This window comes from Salinispora mooreana, assembly GCF_000379065.1.
Classification (GTDB): domain Bacteria; phylum Actinomycetota; class Actinomycetes; order Mycobacteriales; family Micromonosporaceae; genus Micromonospora; species Micromonospora mooreana.
This window is the reverse complement of the sequence record NZ_KB900614.1, coordinates 990635-1014521: the sequence shown is the minus strand read 5'-3', so window position 1 is coordinate 1014521 and position 23887 is coordinate 990635. Positions and strand designations below refer to the sequence as shown.

Below are 23887 nucleotides of genomic sequence, written 5' to 3'. Positions count from 1 at the left end.
GTGGGCGTGGGCGGATAGGGATCTGTCGGCCGGGTCTGGTGGGATGGGGGGATGCAGGCATACCGGCTGGTACGCCGGTCTGGCGGGCCGGCGGAGGCGCCCACTCCGGCGGGCGAGCACACCCTGTTGGGCGAGCATGCCCCGCTGGGTGAGCACGGTCGGCTGGTCGGGCGGATCGACGACCCCCGGCAGGCGGAGGTGATCGGGCACACCATCGGGCCGATGCTGGTGCTGGGTGGGCCGGGCACCGGCAAGACCGCCACCTTGGTCGAGGCGGTCGCCGCGCGGGTAGCCGAGGGGGTGGATCCCGAACGCATCCTGGTGCTCACCTTCAGTCGCCGACAAGCCGCCGGCCTGCGCCAGCGCATCGAGGCTCGGATCGCCGGCGCCGGGCACCGGGTGCTGCGGGAGCCGTTGGTGCGCACCTTCCCGGCGTACGCGTTCGGGCTGTTGCGCCGGGCCGCCGCGGAGCGCGGTGAGCCGTCGCCCCGGCTGCTCACCGGCCCCGAGCAGGATTTGATCATTCGGGAGTTGCTGGACCTGGTGGGCGAGGAGCCGGACGCCGATCCGGTGGGCTGGCCGGAGGACCTACGCCCGGCCCTGCGCACCCGCGCCTTCGCCACCCAGCTGCGGGACCTGCTGATGCGCGCCGCCGAGCGCGGCGTCGGGCCAATGGAGCTGGCGCGGTTGGGTGAGCGGCTCGGCCGGGCCGACTGGCCGGCCGCCGCCCGGTTCCTCCGGGAGTATGTCGCCGTGCTCGCGCTGCGCGATGTCGGCAACCGCGGTTCGATCGCCTACGACCCGGCCGAGCTGGTCCGCGCCGCCACCGGAATGCTGCTCGACGATCCGGCGCTGCTGGCCGCGGAGCGGCACCGGCTGGTGCACGTCTACGTGGACGAGTACGCCGATACCGACCCCGCCCAGCAGGAGCTGCTGGCGACCGTGGCGGGGGGCGGCAAGGCGCTGGTCGTCCTCGCCGATCCCGACTCCTCCACGTACGCCTTCCGGGGCGCCGACCCGGGCGGTGTGGTGACCTTCCCGCACCGATTCCGGACCGCCTCCGGGGCGCCGGCCGCGCAGGTCGTCCTCAGCACGTCGTACCGGGCCGGTCCCCGGCTGCTGGCGGCGCACGCGCGGCTGGCCCGCCGGCTGCGTGGCCCGGCCACGCACCGGCGGACCCGGGCCTTACCCGCAGCGGCCGCGGGCGTGGCGGAGGTCCATATGTTCCGTTCGGCCGCCAGCGAGGCGGCCTGGCTGGCGCACGCGCTGCGGGCGGCGCACCTGCTCGACGGGGTGCCCTGGTCGGAGATGGCCGTGTTGGTGCGCTCCACCGGGCGCGCGCTGCCCTCGCTGCGGCGCGCTCTGCACGCCGCCGGGGTGCCCACCGTGGTGCATGGCGAGGACCTGCCGCTGCACCTGCAACCGGCGGTCGCCCCGCTGCTGCTGCTGTTGCGCTGCGCGCTCGCCCCGGACCGGCTCGACGAGGAGGCGGCGGTCGCTCTGCTGCACTCGCCGTTGGGCGGGGCGGATCCGCTGGCGGAACGGCGGTTGCGGCAGGGGCTGCGGGTTATGGCTTTGGCCGCCGGCGACCGCCGACCCTCCGGTGAGCTGATCGTCGAGGCGCTGCGGGACCCGGCCGAGCTGGCCGGCATCGACCGCCGGTGGGCGGAGCCGGCGCAGACGGTGGCCGGTCTACTGGCGGTCACCCGGGAGGCGGCCGCTCGGCCGGGTGCCACCGCCGAGCAGGTGCTCTGGGCGGTCTGGCGGGCCAGTGGCCTCGCCGAGCTCTGGTCGGCGGCGCTGGCCCGAACCCCGGCGGCGGCCGGGGAGGGGGAGGTCGCCCGGCGTCGTCGCGCCGAGGCGGCCGACCGAGATCTGGACGCGGTGCTGGTGCTCTTCGACGCCGCCGCCCGGTTCACCGACCGGCTGCCCGGGGCGCGGGTCGAGGTCTTCCTCGACCACGTGCTCGGGCAGGACCTGCCGGCCGACACCATCGCCCCGACCGCTGACCGGGGCGACGCGGTCCGGCTGCTCACCGCGCACGCCGCGAAGGGGTTGGAGTGGGATCTGGTCGCCGTCGCCGGAGTGCAGGAGGGCGTCTGGCCGGACTTGCGGCTGCGGGGCAGTCTGCTCGGGTCGGAGCGCCTCGTGGACGTGCTCGCCGGCCGCTCGGCCGGCGAGGGACAGCGGGTCTCCGTCGTTGGCCAGACCTCGGCCCTGCTGGACGAGGAGCGGCGGCTCTTCCACGTCGCGGTGACCCGGGCGCGACGCCGGCTGATGGTCAGCGCCGTCGCCAGCGCCGCCGTCGGCGGCGACGATCACGACGAGCAGCCGAGCCGGTTCCTGCACGAACTCGGCGTGGTCGACCCGCTGCCGGCCGAAGGCGTGGGACCGGCCGAGGGTGCGGGATCGGGCGGAGGTACGGGACCGGACGATGGCGCGGGACCGGGGGACGCCCGGACGGCCACGTTGCCACTCAGCCGGCCGCCCCGGGCGCTCACGCTGGCGTCGCTGGTGGCGGAGCTGCGCACCGCGGTGACCGACCCGAGCGCGCCGGTGCTCCGGCGACGGGCGGCCGCGGCCGAGCTGGCCCGGCTCGCCGCCGAGGGGGTCGCCGGGGCGCATCCGGATGACTGGTGGGGGCTGCGTCCGCTCTCCGACGAACGGCCGTTGGTCGCCGACGGCGAGCCGGTGCGGGTCACCCCGTCGGGGATGGAGAGCGCCCTGCGGTGCAGCCTGCGCTGGCTGCTCGAACGCCACGGCGGTGGCGCGCCGGCCAGCGCGGCGCAGGGGGTGGGAAACCTGGTGCACGCCGCCGCGATGCTGGCCGAGAGTGCCAGCTCGGACCGCGGGGCGCTGCTCGACTATGTGGCAGCCCGGTTCGACGCGATCGAGCTGGCGGCCCGGTGGATGGTCGGCCCGGAGCAGGCCCGCGCCGAGGCGATGGTGGACAAGCTGCTGCGCTGGCTGGCCACCAACCCGCGTCGGCTGCTCGCCATCGAGCACGAGTTCGCCGTCCGACTGGACGATCCACGCCACCCGGTCGACCTGGTCGGTCGGGTGGACCGGCTGGAGGTTGACCCGGACGGCCGGCTCGTGGTGGTTGACCTCAAGACCGGCAAGTCGACTGCGGTGACCGCAGCGGACCTCGCCGAGCATCCGCAGCTGGGCGCGTACCAGGCGGCGGTCGAGGCGGGCGCGTTCGCCGAGTTCGGGACCGAGTCCGGGGGAGCGTCCCTGGTGCAGCTCGGCACCGGCGCCAGGGAAGCCCGGGAGCAGGCCCAACCGCCGGCCGGCGAGGGGCCGGCGGCCGGCTGGGCGACCGCCCTGGTCCGGCGTACCGCCGAGACGATGGCCGCCGCCACCTTTGCCGCGGTCGCCAACTCGAAGTGTCGTGTCTGCCCGGTACGCACCAGCTGCCCGGTGTCCGGGCAGGGGCGTCAGGTCGTCGAACCGCCGAGCACTCGCTCACCGGAGGGCCCGTGACCCAGCCGACCCTGTTCAGCGCGGCGACTCCGACTCCCCGTCGGGCCGATGCCGGGCCCCGGTACACCCCGGTCGAGTTGGCGAAGCTGCTGAGACTGCCAGCGCCCACCCGGGAACAGGCGGCGATCATCGCCGCCCCGGTGGAGCCAATGCTCGTCGTCGCGGGCGCCGGTTCCGGCAAGACCGAGACGATGGCCGCCCGGGTGGTCTGGCTGGTGGCCAATTCGTACGTCCGACCGGAGCAGGTGCTCGGTCTGACGTTCACCCGCAAGGCCGCCGGGGAGTTGGCGCACCGCGTCCGGACCCGGCTCGGTCAGCTCGTTCGCCGGCTCGGGCGTAACGGGCGACACCCGCTCGACGATCCGTTCTCCGGTGAGCCGACGGTCGCCACCTACCACTCGTATGCCGGGCGGGTGGTGACCGAACATGGGCTGCGCGCCGGGTACGAGCCCGCCACCCGGCTGCTCACCGAGGCGTCCCGCTGGCAGCTCGTCGACCTGATCGTGCGTACCTACGACGGTGATATGTCCGAAGTGGACCGAATGCCGAGCACGGTCACCGACGCGGTGCTGGCCCTCGCCGGCGAGCTGGACGAGCACCTGGTCGAGCCGGACCACCTGGCGGCCTGGACCGGGCGGTTCTTTGCCGATGTGCAGTCCCGCCCCGGCCGTGTCTACGCCGACGTGCGTCGGACGCTCACCCTCGCGCAGGTCCGGTTGAAGCTGCTGCCGCTGGTCCGGGCGTACGCCCGGCGCAAGGAGGATTTCGAGGCGATGGACTTCGCCGACCAGTTGGCCCGGGCGGCCCGGGCCGCCCGGGACCACCCGGTGGTCGGTGAGATCGAACGGGACCGCTACCGGGTGGTGCTGCTCGACGAGTATCAGGACACCAGCCACGCCCAGGTGGTGCTGCTGAACGCGCTCTTCGGTGGCGGGCATCCGGTGACCGCGGTCGGTGACCCGTGCCAGTCGATCTACGGCTGGCGTGGGGCGAGTGCGGGCACCCTCGACCGGTTCCGCACCGAGTTCGCCCAGGCCGACGGCGCTCCGGCCCAGGTCTGCACCCTTACCACAAGCTGGCGCAACCGACCGGAGATCCTGGGGGTGGCGAACGCCCTCGCCACCCCGCTTCGCGCCGCCGGCGCCCGGGTGCCGGAGCTGCGTGCCGCGCTCAGCGTCAAGGAACCGATCCCGCACCGAACTCCCCGCGGGGCCGCCGCCGGCACCGTCCACTGCGCGTTGTTGGACACCTACGCGGACGAGGCGAACTGGATCGCCGACAGCCTGCTGCGCGCCTGGCAGGGAGCGGCGGGGATGCCCGGCGCGTTGCCCGAGCACCTTCCGGTCGTGGCGCGCCCCACCACCGCGGTGCTGGTCCGGCTGCGCAGCCAGATTCCGGCGATCGAGTCGGCGCTGCGAGCCCGAGGCCTGCCGGTCGACGTGGTGGGGCTGGGTGGGCTGCTGGACACGCCGGAGGTGCGGGACGTGGTCTGCATCCTGCGGGTGCTGGCCGACCCGACCGCCGGTGCCGCGCTACTTCGGTTGCTGACCGGTGCCCGGTGGCGGATCGGGCCGCGGGACCTGGTGGCCCTGCACCGTCGGGCTCGGGCCATCGCCGCCGCACGCCGGCAGCTCGCGGCGGATGACGAGCCGGAGATCGTCCCGGATGTGCTGGACGAGGCGACTCTGGTGGAGGCCCTGGCCGATCTGGGGCCGGCGCCGGCGTACTCGGCGGAGGGCTATGCCCGGCTCCGCGCCGCCGCCCAGGAACTGGGCCTGCTGCGCTACCGGCTGGACCAGTCGCTGCCAGACCTGATCGCGGATGTCGAGCGGACGATCGGCCTGGACGTGGAGGTGGCGGTGCGCGCCGGCCGGGACGGGGCCGGCGATGCGGGGCTGGCCCGGGGGCACCTGGATGCGCTCGGTGACGTCGCGGCCCGGTTCAGCGGGGAGACCCCGGGCGCCACGCTCTCGGGCTTCCTGGCCTACCTGGCGGCGGCGGAGGACGAGGAGCGTGGGCTCACCCCCGGTGAGGTGGAGGTGGTCGAGGGGGCGGTGCAGGTTCTCACCGCGCACGCGGCCAAGGGCCTGGAGTGGGACATCGTGGCGGTGGCGGGGCTCAGCCGTGGGGTGTGGCCGGGGCCGGTGCGCAACTCCGATCACTGGCTGGGCGGGCTGGGGGTGCTGCCGTTCCCGCTGCGCGGAGACGCTGCCGGGTTGCCGGTGTTGGCGCTGGCCGCGGCGGAGGATCAGCGCGGGGTGGCGCAGGCCCTGGCAGACTTCACCGCGGCGTGGCGGGCGCATGACGAGCAGGAGGAGCGGCGGTTGGCGTACGTCGCGGTGACACGTCCCCGCCGGCTCCTGCTCTGCTCGGCGCACTGGTGGGGGGAGGGCACCAAACGCCCGCGCGGCCCCTCCGTGTTCCTGCGGGACCTGCAACAGGCCTGCCGGGACGGGGGTGCTGGGCAGGTGGTTGACGAGTGGGCGGCGGAGCCCGCCCCGGACGCGGTGAATCCCACGACCGAGGTGGTGCTCCGGGCGGAGTGGCCCGCTGACCCGTTGGGTGCCCGTCGACCGGTGCTCACCGAGGCAGCCACGCTGGTTCGGCGCCATCTGACGGATGGGGTGTCGACTCGTCCGGCACCCGGCAGCCTTGCGGTGGCCGGCCCCCCGCTGCCGGGCGCGGACAACCTGGCTACGGACGATCCGGGTGGCGACGACCCGGAGGTGGCGCGTTGGCGCAGGGAGGCCGATCTGCTGCTCGCCGAGCGGGCCGAGCTGACCCGGCAGGCGGGCCCGATTGAGGTCGCGCTGCCGGCTGCGCTCTCGGTCACCCAACTGGTGGCGCTGCGGCGGGATCCCGCGGCCCTGGCCCGGTCACTGCGCCGACCCCTGCCCACCGAGCCGAACCCGTACGCCCGTCGGGGTACCGCCTTCCACACCTGGCTGGAGCAGCGGTTCGGGGCTGGCCGGCTGCTCGACGTGGACGAGTTGCCCGGCGCCGCGGATGCGGACGCCGCGCCGGACGAGGCGCTTGCCGAACTCCAGGAGCGCTTCCTGGCCAGTGAGTGGGCGGACCGGACCCCGGCTGAGGTCGAGGTGCCGTTCGCGACGGTGATCGCCGGGGTGGTCGTCCGGGGCCGGATGGACGCGGTCTTCGGCCGGCCCGGCGGCCGGTTCGACGTGGTGGACTGGAAGACTGGCCGGCAGCCCTCCGGCGTGGCCGCTGCCGCGGCAGCGGTGCAGCTCGCCGTCTATCGACTGGCCTGGGCGGAGCTGGTGGGAGTTCCGGTTGCGCAGGTGGGTGCGGCGTTCCACTACGTCCGCGACGGTGCGACGGTGCGGCCGGTGGATCTGCTGGACGCGGCGGGCCTCACCGCGCTGATCGCCGCGGTCCCGGAAGAACGTGGGGCTGAGGGGCCCACCGTTGGCTGAGTCAGCAACTAGCGTCGGATGGGTCCGAATGGTGACTGTATCCGGTGGCGGGGCCGGTGAGGCTGGGGCAGAGGGGATGACACCGGCCGCCCGTTCGGTGTGGGAGGGGTATGAATGACGGGGCATAGCGTCCTGGACACGGTGAGGGAACTGCTCTTGGTCGCGGCGGTCGCCGTGGTCGGGGTACTGCTCGCCCTGATCGTCGTCTTCAGCCCGTGGCACGCCGTGCCGGACAAGGCCGCGCCGGCGGCCCCGGTTGAGCTGCGCAGTCCGGAACCGACAGCGACCGTGGGCTGAGTCCGGCGGGAGGCCATCGGTGCGTCAGCGCGGACGGGTTAGGGTCGAACGCGTGTCGACCACCCGCAGAGCGACGATTCCAGCAACGAGGTACCCCGTCGAGCGACTCACACTCGACAACGGCCTGCGGGTGGTGCTCACCCCGGACCGCAGCGCCCCGGTGATCGGGGTGGCAGTCGTCTATGACGTCGGTATCCGCTCCGAGCCCGAGGGACGCACCGGCTTCGCGCACCTCTTCGAACACCTGATGTTCCAGGGTTCAGAGAACCTGGAGAAACTGGCCCACTTCCGGCACGTACAGGGGGCGGGCGGCACCTTCAACGGCTCCACCCACCTCGACTACACCGACTACTACGAGACGTTGCCGGGCAACGCCCTCGAACGGGCTCTCTTCCTTGAGGCGGACCGGATGCGCGGCCCCCGGTTGACCGAGGAGAACCTGCGCAACCAGGTCGATGTGGTCAAGGAGGAGATTCGGGTCAACGTGCTCAACCGGCCGTACGGCGGGTTTCCCTGGCTCACCCTGCCACCGGTGCTTTTCGACACCTTCCCCAACGCGCACGACGGCTACGGGTCCTTTGCCGACCTCGAGTCGGCGACGGTGGCCGACGCCGCCGACTTCTTCCAGCACTACTACGCCAGCGGTAACGCGGTACTGGCGGTCAGCGGCGACATCGACGTAGCCGAGGCGGTCGAGCTGGTCGAGCGGCACTTCGGCGACGTGCCGGCCCGTCCGGCCCCGGTCCTGCCACGCTTCGCCGAGCCGGACCTGGCCGCCGAACGGCGGGTTTCCTACACCGATCGGTTGGCCCCACTGCCGGCGGTCGCCTCGGCGTGGCGGGTGCCGGACCCGATCGGCGACTTCGCCGGCTACCTCCCATATGCGGTGCTTGCCGAGGTGCTCACCGACGGGGACGCCGCCCGGCTGGTCGAACGGCTGGTCCAGCGGGACAGGTCGGTCACCAGCGTCGGCGGTTACCTGGGCTTCATGGGGGACCCGTTCGATGTCCGCGATCCGACGGCCCTCCTGCTCCAGGCGCACCTGCCACCCGACGGTGACGTGGACAAGGTGCTGCAGACGATGGATGAGGAACTGGACCGGCTGGCCACCGACGGACTGGCCGACGGTGAGCTGGCCCGAACCCAGGCCCGGATGGCCACGCACCTGTTGCGCGACACGGACGCGGTGCTCGGCCGGGCCCTACGGATGGCCGTCCTGGAGCAGCAACGCGGCGAGCCCGGCCTGCTCAACGAGTTGCCTCGCCTGGTCGGCGAGGTCACCGAGGAGTCGGTCCGCGCCGCCGCCGCCACCCTGCGCCCACAGCGCCGGGCCACCATCGAGGTGCTCGCGGGGGCGGAGCAGTGAGCGGCGCGACGACGACCGCGTCGCGCGTTCTGCCGCCGCTCGGTCCGACCCGGGAACTGAAGCTGCCGAAGCAGGCGGAACGTAGGCTCGGCAACGGTCTCACCGTGATTGCGGTCCGTCGGCCGGCGGTGCCCCTGGTCGAGCTGCGGCTCGGGATGCCGTTCGGGCGGGTGCACCCGGCCCGCGCCGCGATGCTCGCACAGACCCTGCTCTCCGGCACGACGACGTTGACCGGGGTGCAGATCGCCGCCGAGTTGCAGAAGGTCGGCGGTGGGCTCTCCGCCGGGGTTGACCCAGACCGGCTGATGCTCTCCGGTGCGGGATTGGTGACTGGCCTGGACCGGATGCTGGAGCTGCTGGCCGGGGTGCTGACCTCGGCGGCCTATCCGGCCGACGAGGTCGCCACCGAGCGGGACCGGCTGGTTGACCGGATTCAGCTGGCCCAGTGCCAGCCAGGGCACCTGGCCCGCACCGCCCTGCTCAAGCGGATCTACGGTCGGCACCCGTACGCGGTGCAGACGCCGACCCCGGATCAGGTCCGCGCGGTGCGTCCGAGCGTGCTGCGGAAGCTCCATGACGAGCGGGTGCATCCGACGGATGCGGTCCTGGTACTGGTCGGGGATGTCCAGCCGGAACGGGCGTTGGACGCGGCCGAGCAGGCGCTCGGCGGGTGGAATGGCGCCGGTCAGGTTGTCGGGCTGCCGGCCACGCCACCGTTGGAGCCGGGGCCGCTGCTTCTCGTTGACCGCCCCGGATCGGTGCAGTCGTCGCTGCGGATGGCGCTGCCGGCGGTGCCGCGCACCGACCCCGACCACGCCGCCCTGCAACTCGCGAACCTGATCTTCGGAGGTTACTTCTCGTCCCGCTGGGTGGAGAATATTCGCGAGGATAAGGGCTACACGTACGGACCACACTCGTTGGTGGAGCACTCGGCCGCCGGATCGGTCCTGCTCGCCGCCGCCGAGGTGGCCACCGACGTGACCGGGGCGGCGTTGCTGGAGACCCAGTATGAGTTGGGTCGGTTGGCCTGCGTCGCACCGGGGGCGGAGGAACTGGAGCAGGCCCGCCAGTACGCGCTCGGCACGCTCCAACTCGGCATCTCCACCCAGGCCGGGCTGGCGGCGCTGACCAGCGCGTACGCGGGCAGCGGTCTGCGCCTGGACTTCTTGGCCGAACACGCGGCTCGGCTGGCGAAGGCGACGGTGGCTGATGTCGCCGACGCGGCGACCCAGTACCTCGCCCCGGCCCGGGCGGTCACCGTCGTGCTGGGGGATGCGCAGCGGGTCGCCGGGCAGTTGGGGACGCTCGCCGAGGTTGTGACCGAACCGGCGGTTCCGTGACGGACAGCGGACCGGCCCCGGCGCTGGCCCGCTCCACCCTGGACCGGGCCGCGCACCGGCGTACCGATCCTGACTGGCTGGGTCAGGCCTGGGGACGGTGCCGGGTGCTGGTGTTGGACAGCGGCAACGGGGGGCGGGCGTTGGTGTCAGCCGGACCGGAGCCGCCAGCGTTGGTGCTGGTCGGCTCGGAGCAGGTGCCGGAGGAGGCGGCCCTGCGGGCGGTATTCCTCGGGGTCGAGCCCGATGGCGTCCCAGTGTTCACGGTGGACGCCCCCCTGCCGGTGCTCCCCGGCACCCGTGCGGTGCACCTGTTGGAGGTTGGTCACCTGCTCCCCGACCGGGACGCGGGCCTGCTCACCACCGGTCTGGCCCTGCTTAACTGGCACCGTGGGCACCGATATTCTCCGCGGACGGGGCAGGCCACCACGATGGATGAGGCCGGTTGGTCCCGGGTCGCCCCGGCGGGGGAGCGGATCTGGCCGCGGACCGATCCGGCGATGATCGTCCTGGTGCACGACGGGGGCTCCGGTCGGGACGGGCGCTGCCTGTTGGGCAACAACGCCGCCTGGCCGCGGGTGCCGGGAGAGCTGCGTTTCTCCTGCCTTGCGGGCTACGTGGAGCCCGGGGAGTCGGCCGAGGCGGCGGTGCTGCGTGAGGTACGCGAGGAGGTTGACGTCCCGGTCACGGACATCACGTACGTGGGGAGCCAGGCCTGGCCGTTCCCCGGTTCGTTGATGCTGGGTTTCCAGGCGGTGGCCGACCCGCGGCGTCCGGTGCGGGTCGACCCAGCGGAGATCGCGGCGGCCCGCTGGTTCACCCGGGCCGAGGTCAGCGCGGCCCTGGCCGGGGAGCACGTTGACGTTCAGGGCGTTCGGCTGGTCCTGCCGCCGTCGTCTTCGATCGCGTCCTTCTTGCTGCGCCACTGGCTCGACGGCCACTGTTGAGGGCGGTGCCGCCGCAGAATGTGATGGCTGACGCCGAACGTGGTCCCGGCCCGCGACCGCCGTTGCCGCGACGGTCACGGGCCGAGGACCGTGCCGTCGAGACCGGCTGGGGCGCGGGCGCGGTGGGGGGGAGCCGGGCCGGTTCCGACGGACGGGTAGCCGCTCAGCTACCCCGGTCATCCGGCCAGCTCGGCCAGGCGGACGGGGGTTCGTCGAGCGGGAGCACCTTGACCCGTTGCCGACCGGCCCGGACCGCGCCGACCGCGGCGAGGGCACGGGCGAGCAGGAGCGCGGCTTCGCGGTCGTCGGCGTGGACGACCTGCCGGCGTGGCTCGGGCGCGACGGTCTCGTCGCGGAGCCGGCCCCCGTGGGCCCAGGCGGCGGTGAGGTCCACGTCAGCAGCCGCGCGGACATCGGTGCGAACGATCAGGAACCGCATGTCGGTCTCCGGATGAGTGCCGCGACGATCGGGAACGGAGTGGAAGTTCCACGTCACTGCGGGTCATGCTACGCCGCGTGGCAGGCCTGGCAATCGAAATGCCGCGATCGGCCGGCAGAGTGGCCGATCGGGCGAGGGCGCCCGGGCCGGCTGCCCGAACGGCCCGCCCGTCCGGCCTTCGAAGACGATGCGGGGCCGCCGGTGTACCTACGCACCGGCGGCCCCGTCGAAGCTGCGAGTCAGGTTCGGTCGAGCCGGCCTTCCTTGGTCGCGGCCAGGAAGTTTCGCCACTCGCCACGGTCGAACAGCAGCACCGGACCGGCCTGATCCTTGCTGTCCCGGAGGGCCACCGTGGCCGGCAGCGGTGCTACCTCGACGCAGTTTGAGGTCTGACTGCGGGTGCTCTTTCGCCACGTCGCCCGCGCCAGGTCGGGGGAGACGGTCGGCGTGTCATGGATCTCGTTCATGGTTGCACTCCTGTGTGAACCGGCCGATGGACGAGTAGTGCCCGCACGGACCGACGCTGGGTGCCGGTGGGTCAGCGTTCCGTCAGTCGCCCGGGGCGCCGGCGGCGCTGGACCGGCGGTGTTGCCGCCCCGAACGCCGCTGCCGACGAGGGTGCTGCATCGAATCGCTGTCCCCTGGCCTGATTCAGCCAGGAGAGAGTGTCCGATGCGGGGAGTGCTGCCGTGCATAACCACTCAAAGACCACTTTATAGCGATTTATGATTTTTGCCTCGGTTGACATGGTGTTCAAGAACGCGCTTTCGATCGCCATAGTCTCGGGATCCTGCGGGTCGGTGAACCGGTAGAGGGAGAACGCCGTCGGTGGCAGGTACCAACCGCTCGCCTGGGTGTCCCGCGGCAGCACATGTAGCGTGACGTTGGGCAGCTTGGCCAACTCGTAAAGCTGCGTGAGCTGCTCCCGTAGCACGTCGGCCGGCCCGGCCCGGCCCCCCAGTGCTGTCTCCTCGAGTACGGCCGTGTACTGGGGTGCGTCCGGCCCCCGGGTGAGCAGCGACTGACGGGCCAGCCGGGCACCCACCTCGGTCTCGATGTCCTCGGTGCCCTCCGGCTCGCCGGCCGCTTCGTCGACATCCCGAGCGGAGGCGATGCGGATGCGGGCGTAGCCGGGCGTCTGGAGCAGCCCCGGTACGAGCAGCGGGTGATACTCCGAGATCTCCACACAGCCCGCCTCCAACTCGGCGAAGCCGCGCTGCTGCGGGGTCATGACCGGGTAGTTCCGAAGCCAGCCACGGATGTCGCCGGCCTCTTTGGCGATGGTCAGCAACTCGTCCCGCAGCGTCACGTCCACCCGGTAGAGCTCGAGCAGTGCGCGGACATCCTGAGGGTCCGGTCGGCTGCGACCATTCTCCAGGCGAGACAGCTTGGAAGCGGAGGCCCAGCCGACCCGCTCGACCACCTGGTCCCCGGTGAGGCCGGTGGTCTCGCGCAGCCGACGCAGTTCGGTGCCCAACCTGCGGCGCCGCAGGATGGGGCTGGGTGCGACTGGAGGCACGTGTCCTCATTTCCGTAGACCGTCGTAGATGCGACGGTAACTCTCTGAATTCGCCCCTAACCCTCAGTATGGAACGACGCGGCCGGCGCCGGAGGTTCTGGTGGGGGCGTGTCTCGGCCAAAGGCGGCACATCGTGTACCACGTCAGACGGAGGGCAGATGCGTACCGTCCTGCGCCGCCCGGACTTCCGGCTGCTCTTCGGTGGCCTGGTGGCCAGTATGACCGCCGAGTCGATCCTGCTGCTCGCGCTCGCCGTCTGGGTCAAGGAACTGACCGGATCGAGTGGACTGGCCGGGGCCACCATCTTTGCGATCATCGCCCCGATGACGCTGGCACCACTGGTCGGCTGGATCGTTGACCGGTATCCGCGCCGGCCCCTGTTCGTGGCCGCCAACCTGGTCACGGCCGCCCTACTCACCCCGTTGTTCGCCGTCGAAGACCGTGCCGACCTCTGGCTCATCTACCTGGTCGCGGTCTTCTACGGCCTGTCGTACATCACCCTCAACGCAGGGCTCAGCGGCCTCCTGCGGCACCTGGTGCCGGCAGAGTTGTTGGCCGACGCGAACGGCGTGCTACAGACGGTGCGGCAGGGGCTGCGGTTGATCGGCCCGCTGGCGGGGGCCGCCCTCTACACCGCCGTCGGCGGCGGACTGTTGGCCGGCGTGGCGATAGTCGGCTTCGTCGCCGCGGCGGTGCTGGTGGGCCTGCTCCGGGTCACCGAGCCGCCCCGGTCGCGACCAGGGCGGTGTTGCCGCTGCCGCCCAGGACGCACCCCGCCGTCGAGCCGGGCAAGGCAACCGCGCTGCACGTCGCGCTGGGCGACCGAGCTCGGCGCTGGCCTGCGGTACCTGGCCGACGAGCCGGCGCTGCGCCGGGCACTGCTCGGCTACGGTCTCAGTTCGCTGGTGATGGGCTTCAGCGAGTCGTTGATCTTTGCCTACGTTGACCACGGGCTTCGCCGCGACGCGGCGTTCGTGGGTGTGCTCGTGGCCGTGCAGGGGGTCGGTGGTCTCGCTGGCGGGCTGGTCTCCTCCGGCGTGATCCGGCGGGTGGGGGAGGTCGGCGCGCTCGCGGTGGGGGTGGCACTGTTCGGGTCAGCCGGGCTGACGCTCGCCTACCCCAACCTCTGGCTGGGCTGCGCCGCCCTCCTGCTGGCCGGGGTGTCCCTGCCGCTCACCATGGTCAGCCTGCACACGCTGATCCAGCGGCGTACGCCGGCACCGCTGATCGGTCGGGTCGCGGCCGGCGCCGATGCGGTGGTCAGCGGCCCGCGGGCCGCCTCGATCGGGGGCGGTGCACTGCTCGTCGGCAGCTTCGACTATCGGCTGCTCTTCGTGCTGGTGGGCCTGGTCACCCTACTGGCCAGCAGCTACCTCTGGAGTGGGCGCCGGCTGAGCCCACCGGCCCAGCCGGCACCCGTCGGGCCCGTACCAGTCAGGCGGAGATCCCCGACAGGTGCTCCTTGACCTGCCGAATAGTGGGGTTGGTCAGCGCGCTGCCGTCCGCGAAGCGCAGCGTCGGCACGGTCTGGTTGCCGCCGTTGACGCTCATCACGAACTCGGCGGCCGCCGGCTCCTGCTCGATGTCGACCACCTCGTACGTGATGCCCTCCCGGTCCAGCTGTGACTTCAGCCGGTGGCAGTAGCCGCACCAAGGCGTGGAGTACATCGTCAACATCGGCAGACCTCCAAGGGTTGGTCATGATTCACGTCAGGCTAACTTCACCAACGTGGGGAGCGGCTGGAACAATCCCACGCTGTGGTGTCCCACTCAGCGTCCGACCGGGTGCTCGCCGGCCTCGACCCAGAGCAGCGGGCAGCGGTAACCGCCCCGGCCGGCCCGGTCTGTGTCCTGGCCGGCGCCGGCACCGGGAAGACCCGGGCGGTCACCTCCCGGATCGCACACCGGACGTTGACCGGGGAGATCCTGGCCCGGCACCTGCTCGCGGTCACCTTCACCGCGCGGGCCGCCGCCGAGCTGCGCAGCCGACTCACCACGCTGGGGGTACCGGGTGTGCAGGCGCGCACCTTCCACGCCGCGGCGCTGCGTCAGGTGCGCTACTTCGCGCCCCGGCTGCTCACCGGTCGGGCGATGCCCGAGTTGCTGGACAGTAAGGTCCGATTGGTCACCCTCGCCGCGGCGAAGGTCGGGATCCGCTCCGACCGGGCCGGTGCCCGGGACCTCGCGGGCGAGATCGAGTGGGCGAAGTCGTCCCTGGTCGAGCCCGGGGAGTACGTGGTCGCGGCCGCCCGGGCGCTGCGGGACACCCCGTACGAGCCGGCGAAGGTGGCCGATGTCTTCGCCGCGTACGAGAAGGCCAAACGCGCCGGCGGGGTGATCGATTTCGAGGACATGCTGCGCGCCGCGATCTGGGGGATCGAGGAGCACCCGGACGTGGCCGACCAGATACGCGCCCAGTACCGGCACTTCGTCGTTGACGAGTACCAGGACGTCAACCCGCTGCAACAGCGGCTGCTGGAGGCGTGGCTCGGTGGTGGTGACGACCTGACGGTGGTGGGTGACGCGAGCCAGACGATCTACTCGTTCACCGGCGCGACCTCGTCCTACCTGGTGGACTTCCCCCGTCGGCACCGGGGCGCGACGGTGGTCCGTCTGGTGCGCGACTATCGCTCCACCCCCCAGGTGGTCGGGCTGGCCAACTCGGTCATCGCCCCGGCCCGGGGCGCCGAGGCGCGGCTTCGGCTGGAGTTGGTCGGCCAGCGCCCGGCCGGCCCCGAGCCCGAGTTGAGGATCTTCACCGACGAGCCGGCCGAGGCCGCCGCCGTCGCCGCCCGCTGTCGTGCCCTGGTGGACGCCGGCACACCAGCCCGGGAGATCGCCGTGCTGTTTCGGACCAACGCGCAGTCCGAGGCGTACGAGGAGGCGCTGACCGAGGCCGAGGTGCCGTACCAGGTGCAGGGTGCGGAGCGGTTCTTCGAGCGCGTCGAGGTACGGCAGGCGATGGTCGCGCTGCGCGCCGCCACCCGCTCCCTTCCCGGTGACACCCCGCTGCCGGCGGCCGTGGTCGAGGCGTTGGCCGCGGTGGGGTGGGCACCGGATACGCCACCAACCGGTGGCGCCGCCCGGGAACGGTGGGCGGCCCTCGCCGCTCTGGTCCAACTCGCCGAGGAGTACGCGGCCAGCGCCCCGGTGCTGCCGATCGGGCCGGCTGCCGCGGTCGAGCGGCCGGCCACGCTGGCCGACTTCACCGACGAGTTGGCCCGGCGTGCCGCCGCCCAGCACGTGCCGACGGTCGAGGGCGTGACACTCGCCTCCCTGCACTCGGCGAAGGGTCTGGAGTGGGATGCCGTCTTTCTGGTCGGCCTCGCCGAGGGCACTCTGCCCACCACCTACGCGAAGACCCCGGAGCAGGTGGAGGAGGAGCGCCGGCTGCTCTACGTGGGCATCACCCGGGCGCGGGAGTGGCTTTGGCTGTCGTACGCCTCAGCCCGCTCACCGGGTGGGCGTCCCCGGCGGCCCTGTCGCTTCCTGCCCCGGCTGGACTCCTCCGGTGCCAGTGGGCGGGCCGGTGTGAGCGGGGTACGGCGGACCGAGCGTCGGCGTACCCAGATCGTCTCCTGCCGGGTCTGCGGTACGACGCTGCTCGCTGGCGCGGAGCGCAAGCTGGGCCGGTGCACCGCCTGTCCGTCGGATATGGACAAGGAGCTGCACGGGCGGCTGGGTGAGTGGCGGCGTCGGGTGGCCAGTGGCCAGCGGGTGCCGGACTATGTGGTGTTCACCGACGCGACCTTGGTCGCGTTGGCGGAGCGGCGCCCGCAGCAGCCCCGTGATCTCACCGCGATCGCGGGAATCGGAGCCCGGAAGCTGGGGCTCTACGGGGAGGCGGTGCTGGCCCTGGTGGCCGGCGCGACGGTGGACGAGGTCTGCCCGGAGAGAACTTCTGAAATCTTGCCGTAAATTCGTTTGCCCTCCCCCCCGGGTGCGGCATAGCCTCGGGGCATACCTCGCGAGCTGCGGCATTCGGGCTGCTCGCGGGCGTGATTCGGTCGGCACGAGGGAGAGTTAGGGAGGTGGCCCCAATGGAGATCTACAGCAATGAGCGTCCGATGGTGCTGCCTGCTGCCAACGCTCCCCTGACGGCCGTCCAGGTGCCCCTGAGCGCTGCGCGACCGTCGGTTCCGCAGACGCGCCAGGTCGAGACCCAGGCCGAGCTGATTCTCGCGCTGGCGCCATTCGGGACTCAGGGGACCAGTGGTTTCACGGGCAAGGGCGTTGATAACGCCACGCGGCACACGGATGTCCGCGGTGTTCCACCTCGAGGTAGACCGGTCTGAGACAGACCACCGGCTCACCTCGAGGCCGCGGAACCCGCATACCGGGATCCGCGGCCTTTGTTTTTGTCCCGCCGAAGTATGTCGGAATGCGATCCAAGAGATCGAAGTGAGAGAGAGGTGACCGGGCGATGAGTCTGGCGTTGGCCCCACTCGACCTGAGCGTCGAGCTGGAGGCGAACCTGCCCTGCCGGAAGTTCGACCCCGACCTGTGGTTCTCTGACTCGCCCCCCGAGCTTGAGGTGGCCAAGTCGCTCTGCGGGGACTGCCCGCTGCGCGTCGAGTGCCTCGCTGGCGCGGTGGAGCGGGCCGAGCCCTGGGGCGTCTGGGGTGGCGAGATCTTCGAGCGTGGCGCGGTGGTTCCGCGTAAGCGGCCCCGAGGCCGTCCCCGTAAGGACGATGTCGCCCGAGACGCCACACTCCGGGTCGAGGCCGAGGCGCGACTGGAGGCCAGTGGGCTGGCCTGGCGCGACGCGGTCCGGCTGGCAGCCTGACAACCACCCGATCCGTTCAACCCCTCGCCGGTGTTCGCGCCGGCCACGAGAAAGCTGACGAAGATGCTCCAGAAATCGAATAAGTTCGAACTGCAATTACTGAACGAAGTGTTGTCGAGGGCTCGAATGCCCCGGCCTCAGGCCGGTCGCACCACCACGAGCACTGAGGCTTATCGCTCCGCCCGTACCGTCGCCATGGCCGCCCGTCGGCGGTCGGCGCGCGAGTCGGGAATCGGTTAGGGATCGGGCCCGTTCCCCCCTCGCGGGTGGGGAGCGGGCCCGTTCGCTAACACCGCTGCGACGGGCACGTCCGGTTACCCCGGACGTGCCCGTCGTCGCGTCAGGCGACCGAGGCGAAGCCGGGCAGCCAGCGCTCCAGGATCCCTCGGTACGGTGCCTTCGCCTCCAACTGGCAGAGCACCCCGATCGAGCCGAGCGTGACCCGGTGGATCAGCAGGTACGACGGGGGCAGGTTGAGGTTTCGGCTGAGCTGGTACGCGGGCGAGCGGGGGCTGGCCAGTCGGGTCGCCTCGGCCCGTAGCCAGGCCCGGGTGAACCGGAACTCCTCGGCGGCGACCGGCTCCAGCATCGGCTGGAGGAAGTCCAGCAACGCCGGCCCGTCGATCGCCTCGCTGTTGCTGACGAAGCCCTCGTCACTCAAGCCGGCCATCACCGCTTCGGCATCTCCTCGCAAGGCCAGTCCGGCGATGCGGCCGATCGGCTCGGGTGTCCCCTCGGGTAGCCGGGCCACCGCGCCGAAGTCGACCACCCCAAGCCGGCCGTCGGGCAGCAGCCGGAAGTTGCCCGGATGCGGGTCGGCGTGGAGTAGCCCGGCCCGCATCGGCGCGGAGAGGTGCAGGGTGGCCATCAACCGGCCGGCCTCGTCCCGCTCTTGCTCGGAGCCTTCCTCGATGATCCGCGACAGCGGAGTTCCCTCGACCCACCCGGTCACGAGGACCCGCGGCGACGTGGCGACCACGGCCGGGATGTAGATCTCCGGGTCGTCCGCGTACGCCGTGGCGAAGGCGCGCTGCGACTCGGCCTCCAGTTCGTAGTCGAGTTCCTCGGTGATGCGTTCCCGTAGCTCGGCGAGGAGTGGTTTGATGTCCAGCCCCGGCTGGATCGCCCGGAACATCCCACCGAGTCGGGAGAGCTGTTTGAGGTCGGTGAGCAGGGCTTCTCCCGCACCTGGATACTGAATCTTGATCGCCACGTCGCGGGTGTTGGGGGCGCCGTTCGCGTCGTAGCCCGGCTCCCGCCACTGCGCGCGGTGTACCTGACCGATGCTGGCGGCGGCGACCGGTGTGTCGTCGAACTCCACGAACCGATTCCGCCAGTCCGGGCCGAGTTGCTCGGCGAGCACCCGGTGTACGGAGGCGGCGGGCAGCGGGGGTGCGGCCTCCTGGAGTTTGGTCAGTGCCTGCCGGTAGGGGGCCGCCATCTCCTCGGGCAGCGCCGCCTCGAAGACCGACAGCGCCTGGCCGAACTTCATCGCACCGCCTTTGAGCTGCCCGAGGACGCTGAAGAGCTGTTCGGCGGTGCGTTGCTGGATCTCTGCGGAGATGACGTCAGAGGCGAGACCGGTGACGCGCTTGCCCACGCCGAGGACGGTCCGGCCGGCGAAGCCGAGCGGCAGAGCGGCGAGCTTGGCGGTCCGGGAGACGGCCCGGCGCGGGATTTCGGTCACCTGGCTATTGTGACCGACCGGGCGGGCCCACGGCTGCCGTGCTGCCCGGCCGGCCCGCCTTCGGGCGGACGGGCGCCGGGGCAGCAGCGGATCTCGGCGGGCTGCGGGCTCACCGGGAGTTGCGGACCGACCTCATTGCTCCGCGGCCGGAGCAGGTGCAGGAGGGGTGGGGCGCCCAATGCCGGCGACGTAGCCGGCCATCGGCGGTGACCTCGACAGAGCCGCTGACGGTGGCCGGGACACCGCCATCGAGGTGGCTCAGGGCTTCGCCAGTGGCGTACGCCACGGCGGCGAGCAGCGTTGTCGTCGCGCAGGCCCACTCCGGCGTGCCATTGGCGAGCTGGGCGGCGAGCGCCGGCCAGCTCGGGTCGCGGTCCCTTCGATGCAGGTCGAGGCAGTTCAGGCAGGGACCGATCGGTGGCCGGACCAGCGGGCCGACGACCGGCACGCCCTCCCGGAGGTCGAGCAGTAGGTGTACTTGCCGGCGTTGGCGGTGGGCGGCGGCGAGCAGGGGAGCCGGACGGTCTGTTCCGCACTGAATCACGAGGTCGATCCGGCCGGGTCGGAGTGGGCCGGTGGCGGTGCCGGGGGCGGTGCGGCCGAGGGTCTCCCGGACTGCGCTGGTGAGCGGCTGGCCGAGGTCGGCGGCGGGGATTCCGGTGCCGACGAGGTCCGCCGGCGCGACCGGGCCGGCCAGGCGTGGTTGCACGTGCCCCACCCCGGCCTGGGCCAGGGCGACGGCGACGGGAGCGCCGAGGCGACCGGTGCCGGTTACCAGTACCCGCGCTGTCCGGCGGCGGCGCAGTACCTGGGCGGGCGTGCCGGCTGTCTGTTGGTTGGCCAACGCGAGGGCGCCGGCCTCGGCGGCGAGGCGGGTTCGTGGCGGCCCGGTCAGGTCGCGGGGTAGGAGGGTGTGGGCGGGTACGACCAGGCCGGCGGTGCGCAGCGCCTCGAGCAGGGTACGGGCCGCCTCCCGCCCCACCTCGATTCGGTTGGCCTGTTCCAGGACATGCCGCTCGCTGTGCGCGCCGTCGAGCAGGTCGAGGAGCCGGGCGGTACGCGGGTTGGCCAACTCCAGCAGGACGGCCCGGCTCGGATCGACACCCAGTTGCAGCGTGTGTCGGTCCCGCCAGAGGCGGGTGAGGCCGGGAAGCAGGGTTGGCCGGGGCAGGGTGGTAAGGCTCATGGGCACGAATAGTGATCGCGTCAGAGGTTTCCGTCGAACGTTGTCCACAGGTGTCCGGAGTCCGGCCCAGAGTTTTCCACAGGAAGTGGCTGGTTCTCCACAGGCCTCGGACGCGCCTGTCCGGCAACCGACATTGGCTGGGGTGGTGGAAGGGCGGCCCCTTCCACCACCCGGAAAGGCGTTAGACCTTCGCTTTACCGAGAATGCGGTTCACTGTTGTGCCGCACACCGGACACTTGCCCTTGGCCATGTTCATCCCGGTCTTGGAAACCTCGACGCGCCCCTCGAAGTCCCGCTTCTCCTTGCACTTGACGCAGTAACCGTTGTAAGTCTGGGCCTGGTCGGCCACGGGTGCCTCCTCGTCTCGTCCACCGGCGAACGCTCATCCGGCGGGGTTCCAGCGGCGGGCCACGAGGGCGCCGGCGCTAGGCCTTCCGTCGTGGTCACAGGCGTGACCACCGGTCCGCGGACCCTACCCAGGTCTGGGGGGTTCCATGTCAACTCCTCATCGACACTGTGAGCAAGTTGACGACGAGAGTGTGCACGGCGAATAAGCTTGGATAAGTGAGTTTGGTGGGGACACGCCGGACGGATGCCCTGAAGAACGGCGCAGGGTGCCCGCAGGTGACGGGAGCCCAACGTGATCACCCGGCCCGCGGGTGACCTTCGGCTATTCCCGGGCACGCTAACGCAGAAAAATTTTCGGGACTCCGGGCGACCAACACTTATTTTTCGGGCGCGTGTCGCGGGTTGGCCCTTGCGGACCCCCGGTCACCACGAAGTAACTTTTCTTCGTGGCAGGAATCCACGGCGGCGCGGCCGGCTGATGGCAGCGCCGCGGAAGCCGGTGGTCGAGGTACGGCGCAGCCAGCGCCGCCGGCGAACGGTGTCCGCGTACCGCGACGGCGAGCGGGTCGTTGTCCTGATCCCAGACCAGTTCTCCCGAGCTGAGGAGAGCGAGTGGGTGGACCGAATGCTTGCAAGGCTCACCGCCCGGGAGAGCCGGCTGGTCCGATCCGACGACGAACTACTCGCCCGTGCCACTCGACTGATCGCCCTCTACCTGGCCGACCACGGCTGTGACGCGATTCCGGCAAGCGTCCGCTGGGTGACCAACCAGACCGGTCGCTGGGGTTCCTGCACCCCAGCCGATCGGACGATTCGCATCTCTCACCGGCTACAGGACATGCCGGACTGGGTGATCGACTATGTCCTGTTGCATGAGCTGGCCCACCTCATCGTCCCGAGCCACAACGCCCGCTTCTGGCAGCTTGTGGGCCGGTACCCGAAGACCGAGCGGGCCCGTGGCTACCTGGAGGGCGTCGCGGCTGTCTCCTCTTCCTGATCTCCGCTGGCGGGCGTAGGGTCGGTCCGTGGTACGACGGTTGGTGGTTGCCCTGCTCGCGCCGGTCACCTGGACGCCGCCGGAGATCGCCCCGACTGACTGGCGGACGGCGCTCGCCGAGGATGTGGTTGACCTTCTCGCCACGCTGAACGAGGTCGAGACCGCGGTTGCGGTGACCGAGGCCGACCAGTGGTTGGCCGATGCCGTGGTCTGGCCCGGCACCACCGTCTTCCAGATCCCGCGGCCCACCGTCGACGCCGTCCTCACCAGCTGCGGGCGGACCGCCCGGTCGGCCAGCGGTACCCGAGCCGAGGCCGGGCACGGCTACGACCAGGTGGCCGTCGTCGCCGGGGACGCCCCGGACCTACCGGGGTTGACCATCGGCAAGCTACTCCGGCCGCTCAGCACCCGACCGGTGGCCGTGGCCCCGGTCGCCGGCGGCGACACCGGCCTGCTCGGTGCGGCGGCCCGACTGCCCCTACCCGAGTGGCTACCGGCGCTGGACCTGGATCGGGCGGTACCCGCTGCGGTGCGCGCGGCGGCACCTCGCCCCGGCGAGCTCGCCGTCACCGCGGGGTGGCATCGGCTGCGTGGCCCGGCCGACCTGGCCCGGCTCGACCCCGCCCTGGCCGGCTGGGACGCCACCCGCACCCTGCTTGCCGGTGCCGGCATCCTCGGCTGACCCCGGCGGGGCCGGAGAGTCAGCCGGCGGTGGGTGGGTCCTGTTCGTCGGGCTCGCCGGGGGTCTTCTCCGGCGGGCCACCCGGCGCGCTGAAGTCGAAGCTCTCCAACTCGTCCGCATCGAGCCGGGCCTGGGCGAAGGCAACCGGGTCGGCGAAGTCGTCGTCGGAGGGCAGCAGGTCGGGGTGACCCCAGAGCGCATCCCGCCCGGCGATCCCCCGGTGCTCGGTGAGGGCCGCCCAGAGCGCCGCCGCCTCGCGCAGCCGCCGCGGCCGAAGCTCCAGGCCGACCAGGGCGGCGAAGGTCTGCTCGGCCGGACCTCCGGCGGCCCGCCGCCGCCGGAACGCCTCCCCGAGTCGGACGACGTTGGGCAGTCGTTCCCCGGCCGCGCTGTCGACCACGTGGCAGACCCAGCCCTCGACGAGCGCGAGGGCCGTCTCCAGCCGGGCCAGCGACGCCTTCTGGGCTGGATTGTCCTCTGGGGTGAAGATCCCCTCCAGCGCGATCGCCTGCATCGACTCCGGGTCGGTCGGGTCGACGCGGCCCATCGCCTCCTCAATCGCCTCGCGGTTGACCCGGATGCCCGAGGCGTACATCTCCACCGCGTTGAGCACGTGTCCGCGCAGCCACGGAACGTGCTCGAAGAGGCGCTGGTGAGCGGCCTCGCGTAGGGCTACGTAGAGGCGCACCTCGTCCTCGGGCAGTTCCAGCCCGGCACCGTAGTCCCGAATGTTGGCCGGGACGAGCGCCGCCGTGCCGGCCGGGCCGAGCGGCAGCCCGATGTCGCCGGCGGAGAGCACCTCGGCGGCGAGTGAGCCGAGGGCCTGGCCCAGCTGGCCCCCGAAGAGGGCCCCACCGAGGGTGGCCACCATCGACTGCATCGGGCCGAGTTGGGCCCGTGCCTCCGGCGGCACCAGGTCACCCATGGCGCCGACCATCCGGCTGGCCACCGGGTCACACAACTTGCGCCAGACGTCGAGGGTCTTGTAGATCCACTCATTCCGGTTCCACGCCACCGAGGCGCGGATGCCCGACGGGAGCGCCGAGACCGACTCCAACCAGAGGTCGGCCAGCCGCAGCGCCTCCTCCACCGCGTTGCGCTCGTACGGCGAGACAGCCGGATCACCCCCGGCGCTGAGCTGGCTCGCCGCCACCTGGCGGGCCAGGTCCCAGTTCACCGGTCCACTGCCGGGCGCGGCGAGCAGGTGCTGCAGCTGGGACATGAACTGCTGCATCTGCGCGGGGTCGTTGGGGTCTGGTGGCTGGCCACCGGGGAGCGCGAAACCGAACGGAATATCAGGCACGGGGTCTACGGTACGCGCGCCGCGCCCCAGGTCGCGTCGGCTGGCGTTGCGTCAATGGTGAAGTCCTGGCAGG

General features: G+C 72.1%; 20 protein-coding genes. 12 read left to right on the top strand and 8 right to left on the bottom strand.

Going from position 1 to position 23887, the window contains the following annotated elements:
• Positions 1–51 precede the first annotated feature (51 nt).
• The 6 genes from SALPAC6_RS0104785 (at position 52) to nudC (ending at position 10867) form a co-directional block, all read left to right on the top strand.
• Entirely contained in the window at positions 52–3486 is a 3435-nt protein-coding gene (locus SALPAC6_RS0104785) for an ATP-dependent helicase (RefSeq protein ID WP_018252302.1), read from the top strand.
• Positions 3483–6920: an ATP-dependent helicase gene (locus SALPAC6_RS0104780; RefSeq protein ID WP_018252301.1), complete on the top strand. Its 3438-nt coding sequence runs from the start codon at positions 3483–3485 to the stop codon at positions 6918–6920. The genes SALPAC6_RS0104785 and SALPAC6_RS0104780 overlap by 4 nt, the downstream gene beginning before the upstream one ends.
• Positions 6921–7034: 114 nt before the next feature.
• Complete coding sequence (locus SALPAC6_RS0104775) at positions 7035–7217, top strand: hypothetical protein (RefSeq protein WP_018252300.1); 183 nt, start codon at positions 7035–7037, stop codon at positions 7215–7217.
• Positions 7218–7269: 52 nt separating this feature from the next.
• A complete protein-coding gene (locus tag SALPAC6_RS0104770; RefSeq protein WP_018252299.1) occupies positions 7270–8583 on the top strand; it encodes a M16 family metallopeptidase in 1314 nt (437 codons plus the stop codon).
• Positions 8580–9923, top strand: a complete 1344-nt coding sequence (locus tag SALPAC6_RS0104765) for a M16 family metallopeptidase (RefSeq protein ID WP_018252298.1) — start codon at positions 8580–8582, stop codon at positions 9921–9923. Before SALPAC6_RS0104770 ends, SALPAC6_RS0104765 begins: the two co-directional genes overlap by 4 nt.
• On the top strand, positions 9920–10867 hold the full coding sequence (nudC, locus tag SALPAC6_RS0104760) for an NAD(+) diphosphatase (protein ID WP_018252297.1): 948 nt from the start codon (positions 9920–9922) through the stop codon (positions 10865–10867). The genes SALPAC6_RS0104765 and nudC overlap by 4 nt, the downstream gene beginning before the upstream one ends.
• Positions 10868–11030: 163 nt before the next feature.
• On the opposite strand, the gene SALPAC6_RS0104755 is transcribed toward nudC, so the two are convergent.
• The 3 genes from SALPAC6_RS0104755 to SALPAC6_RS0104745 form a co-directional block, all read right to left on the bottom strand.
• Positions 11031–11306 (bottom strand): hypothetical protein, encoded by a 276-nt coding sequence (locus SALPAC6_RS0104755; RefSeq protein ID WP_018252296.1) that lies wholly within the window; start codon positions 11304–11306, stop codon positions 11031–11033.
• 239 nt (positions 11307–11545) lie between these two features.
• Positions 11546–11773 carry a DUF397 domain-containing protein gene (locus SALPAC6_RS0104750; RefSeq protein ID WP_018252295.1) on the bottom strand — a complete coding sequence of 76 codons (228 nt, stop codon included), beginning with the start codon at positions 11771–11773 and terminating at the stop codon, positions 11546–11548.
• A 71-nt stretch (positions 11774–11844) separates the two neighbouring features.
• A complete protein-coding gene (locus tag SALPAC6_RS0104745) occupies positions 11845–12825 on the bottom strand; it encodes a helix-turn-helix domain-containing protein (RefSeq protein ID WP_018252294.1) in 981 nt (326 codons plus the stop codon).
• A gap of 158 nt (positions 12826–12983) precedes the next feature.
• On the opposite strand from SALPAC6_RS0104745, the gene SALPAC6_RS0104740 reads away from it, so the two are divergent.
• A complete protein-coding gene (locus SALPAC6_RS0104740; protein ID WP_018252293.1) occupies positions 12984–14291 on the top strand; it encodes an MFS transporter in 1308 nt (435 codons plus the stop codon).
• Here the strand turns inward: SALPAC6_RS0104740 and SALPAC6_RS0104735 are convergent.
• Positions 14260–14502: a mycoredoxin gene (locus tag SALPAC6_RS0104735; protein ID WP_018252292.1), complete on the bottom strand. Its 243-nt coding sequence runs from the start codon at positions 14500–14502 to the stop codon at positions 14260–14262. The genes SALPAC6_RS0104740 and SALPAC6_RS0104735 overlap by 32 nt on opposite strands.
• A gap of 81 nt (positions 14503–14583) precedes the next feature.
• Between SALPAC6_RS0104735 and SALPAC6_RS0104730 the strand changes: the two genes are divergently transcribed.
• The 3 genes from SALPAC6_RS0104730 (at position 14584) to SALPAC6_RS0104720 (ending at position 17611) form a co-directional block, all read left to right on the top strand.
• A complete protein-coding gene (locus SALPAC6_RS0104730) occupies positions 14584–16743 on the top strand; it encodes an ATP-dependent DNA helicase UvrD2 (RefSeq protein WP_018252291.1) in 2160 nt (719 codons plus the stop codon).
• 122 nt (positions 16744–16865) lie between these two features.
• Complete coding sequence (locus SALPAC6_RS0104725) at positions 16866–17120, top strand: hypothetical protein (protein WP_018252290.1); 255 nt, start codon at positions 16866–16868, stop codon at positions 17118–17120.
• Between the two features lie 128 nt (positions 17121–17248).
• Positions 17249–17611 (top strand): WhiB family transcriptional regulator, encoded by a 363-nt coding sequence (locus SALPAC6_RS0104720; protein ID WP_018252289.1) that lies wholly within the window; start codon positions 17249–17251, stop codon positions 17609–17611.
• Positions 17612–17951: 340 nt separating this feature from the next.
• Here SALPAC6_RS0104720 and SALPAC6_RS0104715 read toward each other — a convergent pair whose 3' ends face one another.
• The 3 genes from SALPAC6_RS0104715 to SALPAC6_RS29635 form a co-directional block, all read right to left on the bottom strand.
• Positions 17952–19298 (bottom strand): ABC1 kinase family protein, encoded by a 1347-nt coding sequence (locus tag SALPAC6_RS0104715; protein WP_018252288.1) that lies wholly within the window; start codon positions 19296–19298, stop codon positions 17952–17954.
• A gap of 109 nt (positions 19299–19407) precedes the next feature.
• Positions 19408–20484: a hypothetical protein gene (locus tag SALPAC6_RS0104710; RefSeq protein ID WP_018252287.1), complete on the bottom strand. Its 1077-nt coding sequence runs from the start codon at positions 20482–20484 to the stop codon at positions 19408–19410.
• A 181-nt stretch (positions 20485–20665) separates the two neighbouring features.
• Positions 20666–20833, bottom strand: coding sequence for a DUF5679 domain-containing protein (locus SALPAC6_RS29635; RefSeq protein WP_012014940.1), 168 nt, complete (start codon positions 20831–20833; stop codon positions 20666–20668).
• A 477-nt stretch (positions 20834–21310) separates the two neighbouring features.
• Between SALPAC6_RS29635 and SALPAC6_RS0104700 the strand changes: the two genes are divergently transcribed.
• Both SALPAC6_RS0104700 and SALPAC6_RS0104695 read left to right on the top strand, forming a co-directional pair.
• Positions 21311–21829: a M48 metallopeptidase family protein gene (locus SALPAC6_RS0104700; protein ID WP_018252286.1), complete on the top strand. Its 519-nt coding sequence runs from the start codon at positions 21311–21313 to the stop codon at positions 21827–21829.
• A gap of 28 nt (positions 21830–21857) precedes the next feature.
• Entirely contained in the window at positions 21858–22511 is a 654-nt protein-coding gene (locus SALPAC6_RS0104695; protein WP_018252285.1) for a hypothetical protein, read from the top strand.
• A gap of 19 nt (positions 22512–22530) precedes the next feature.
• Here the strand turns inward: SALPAC6_RS0104695 and SALPAC6_RS25345 are convergent, their stop codons facing one another.
• Positions 22531–23745, bottom strand: coding sequence for a zinc-dependent metalloprotease (locus SALPAC6_RS25345; protein WP_018252284.1), 1215 nt, complete (start codon positions 23743–23745; stop codon positions 22531–22533).
• Positions 23746–23887 lie beyond the last annotated feature (142 nt).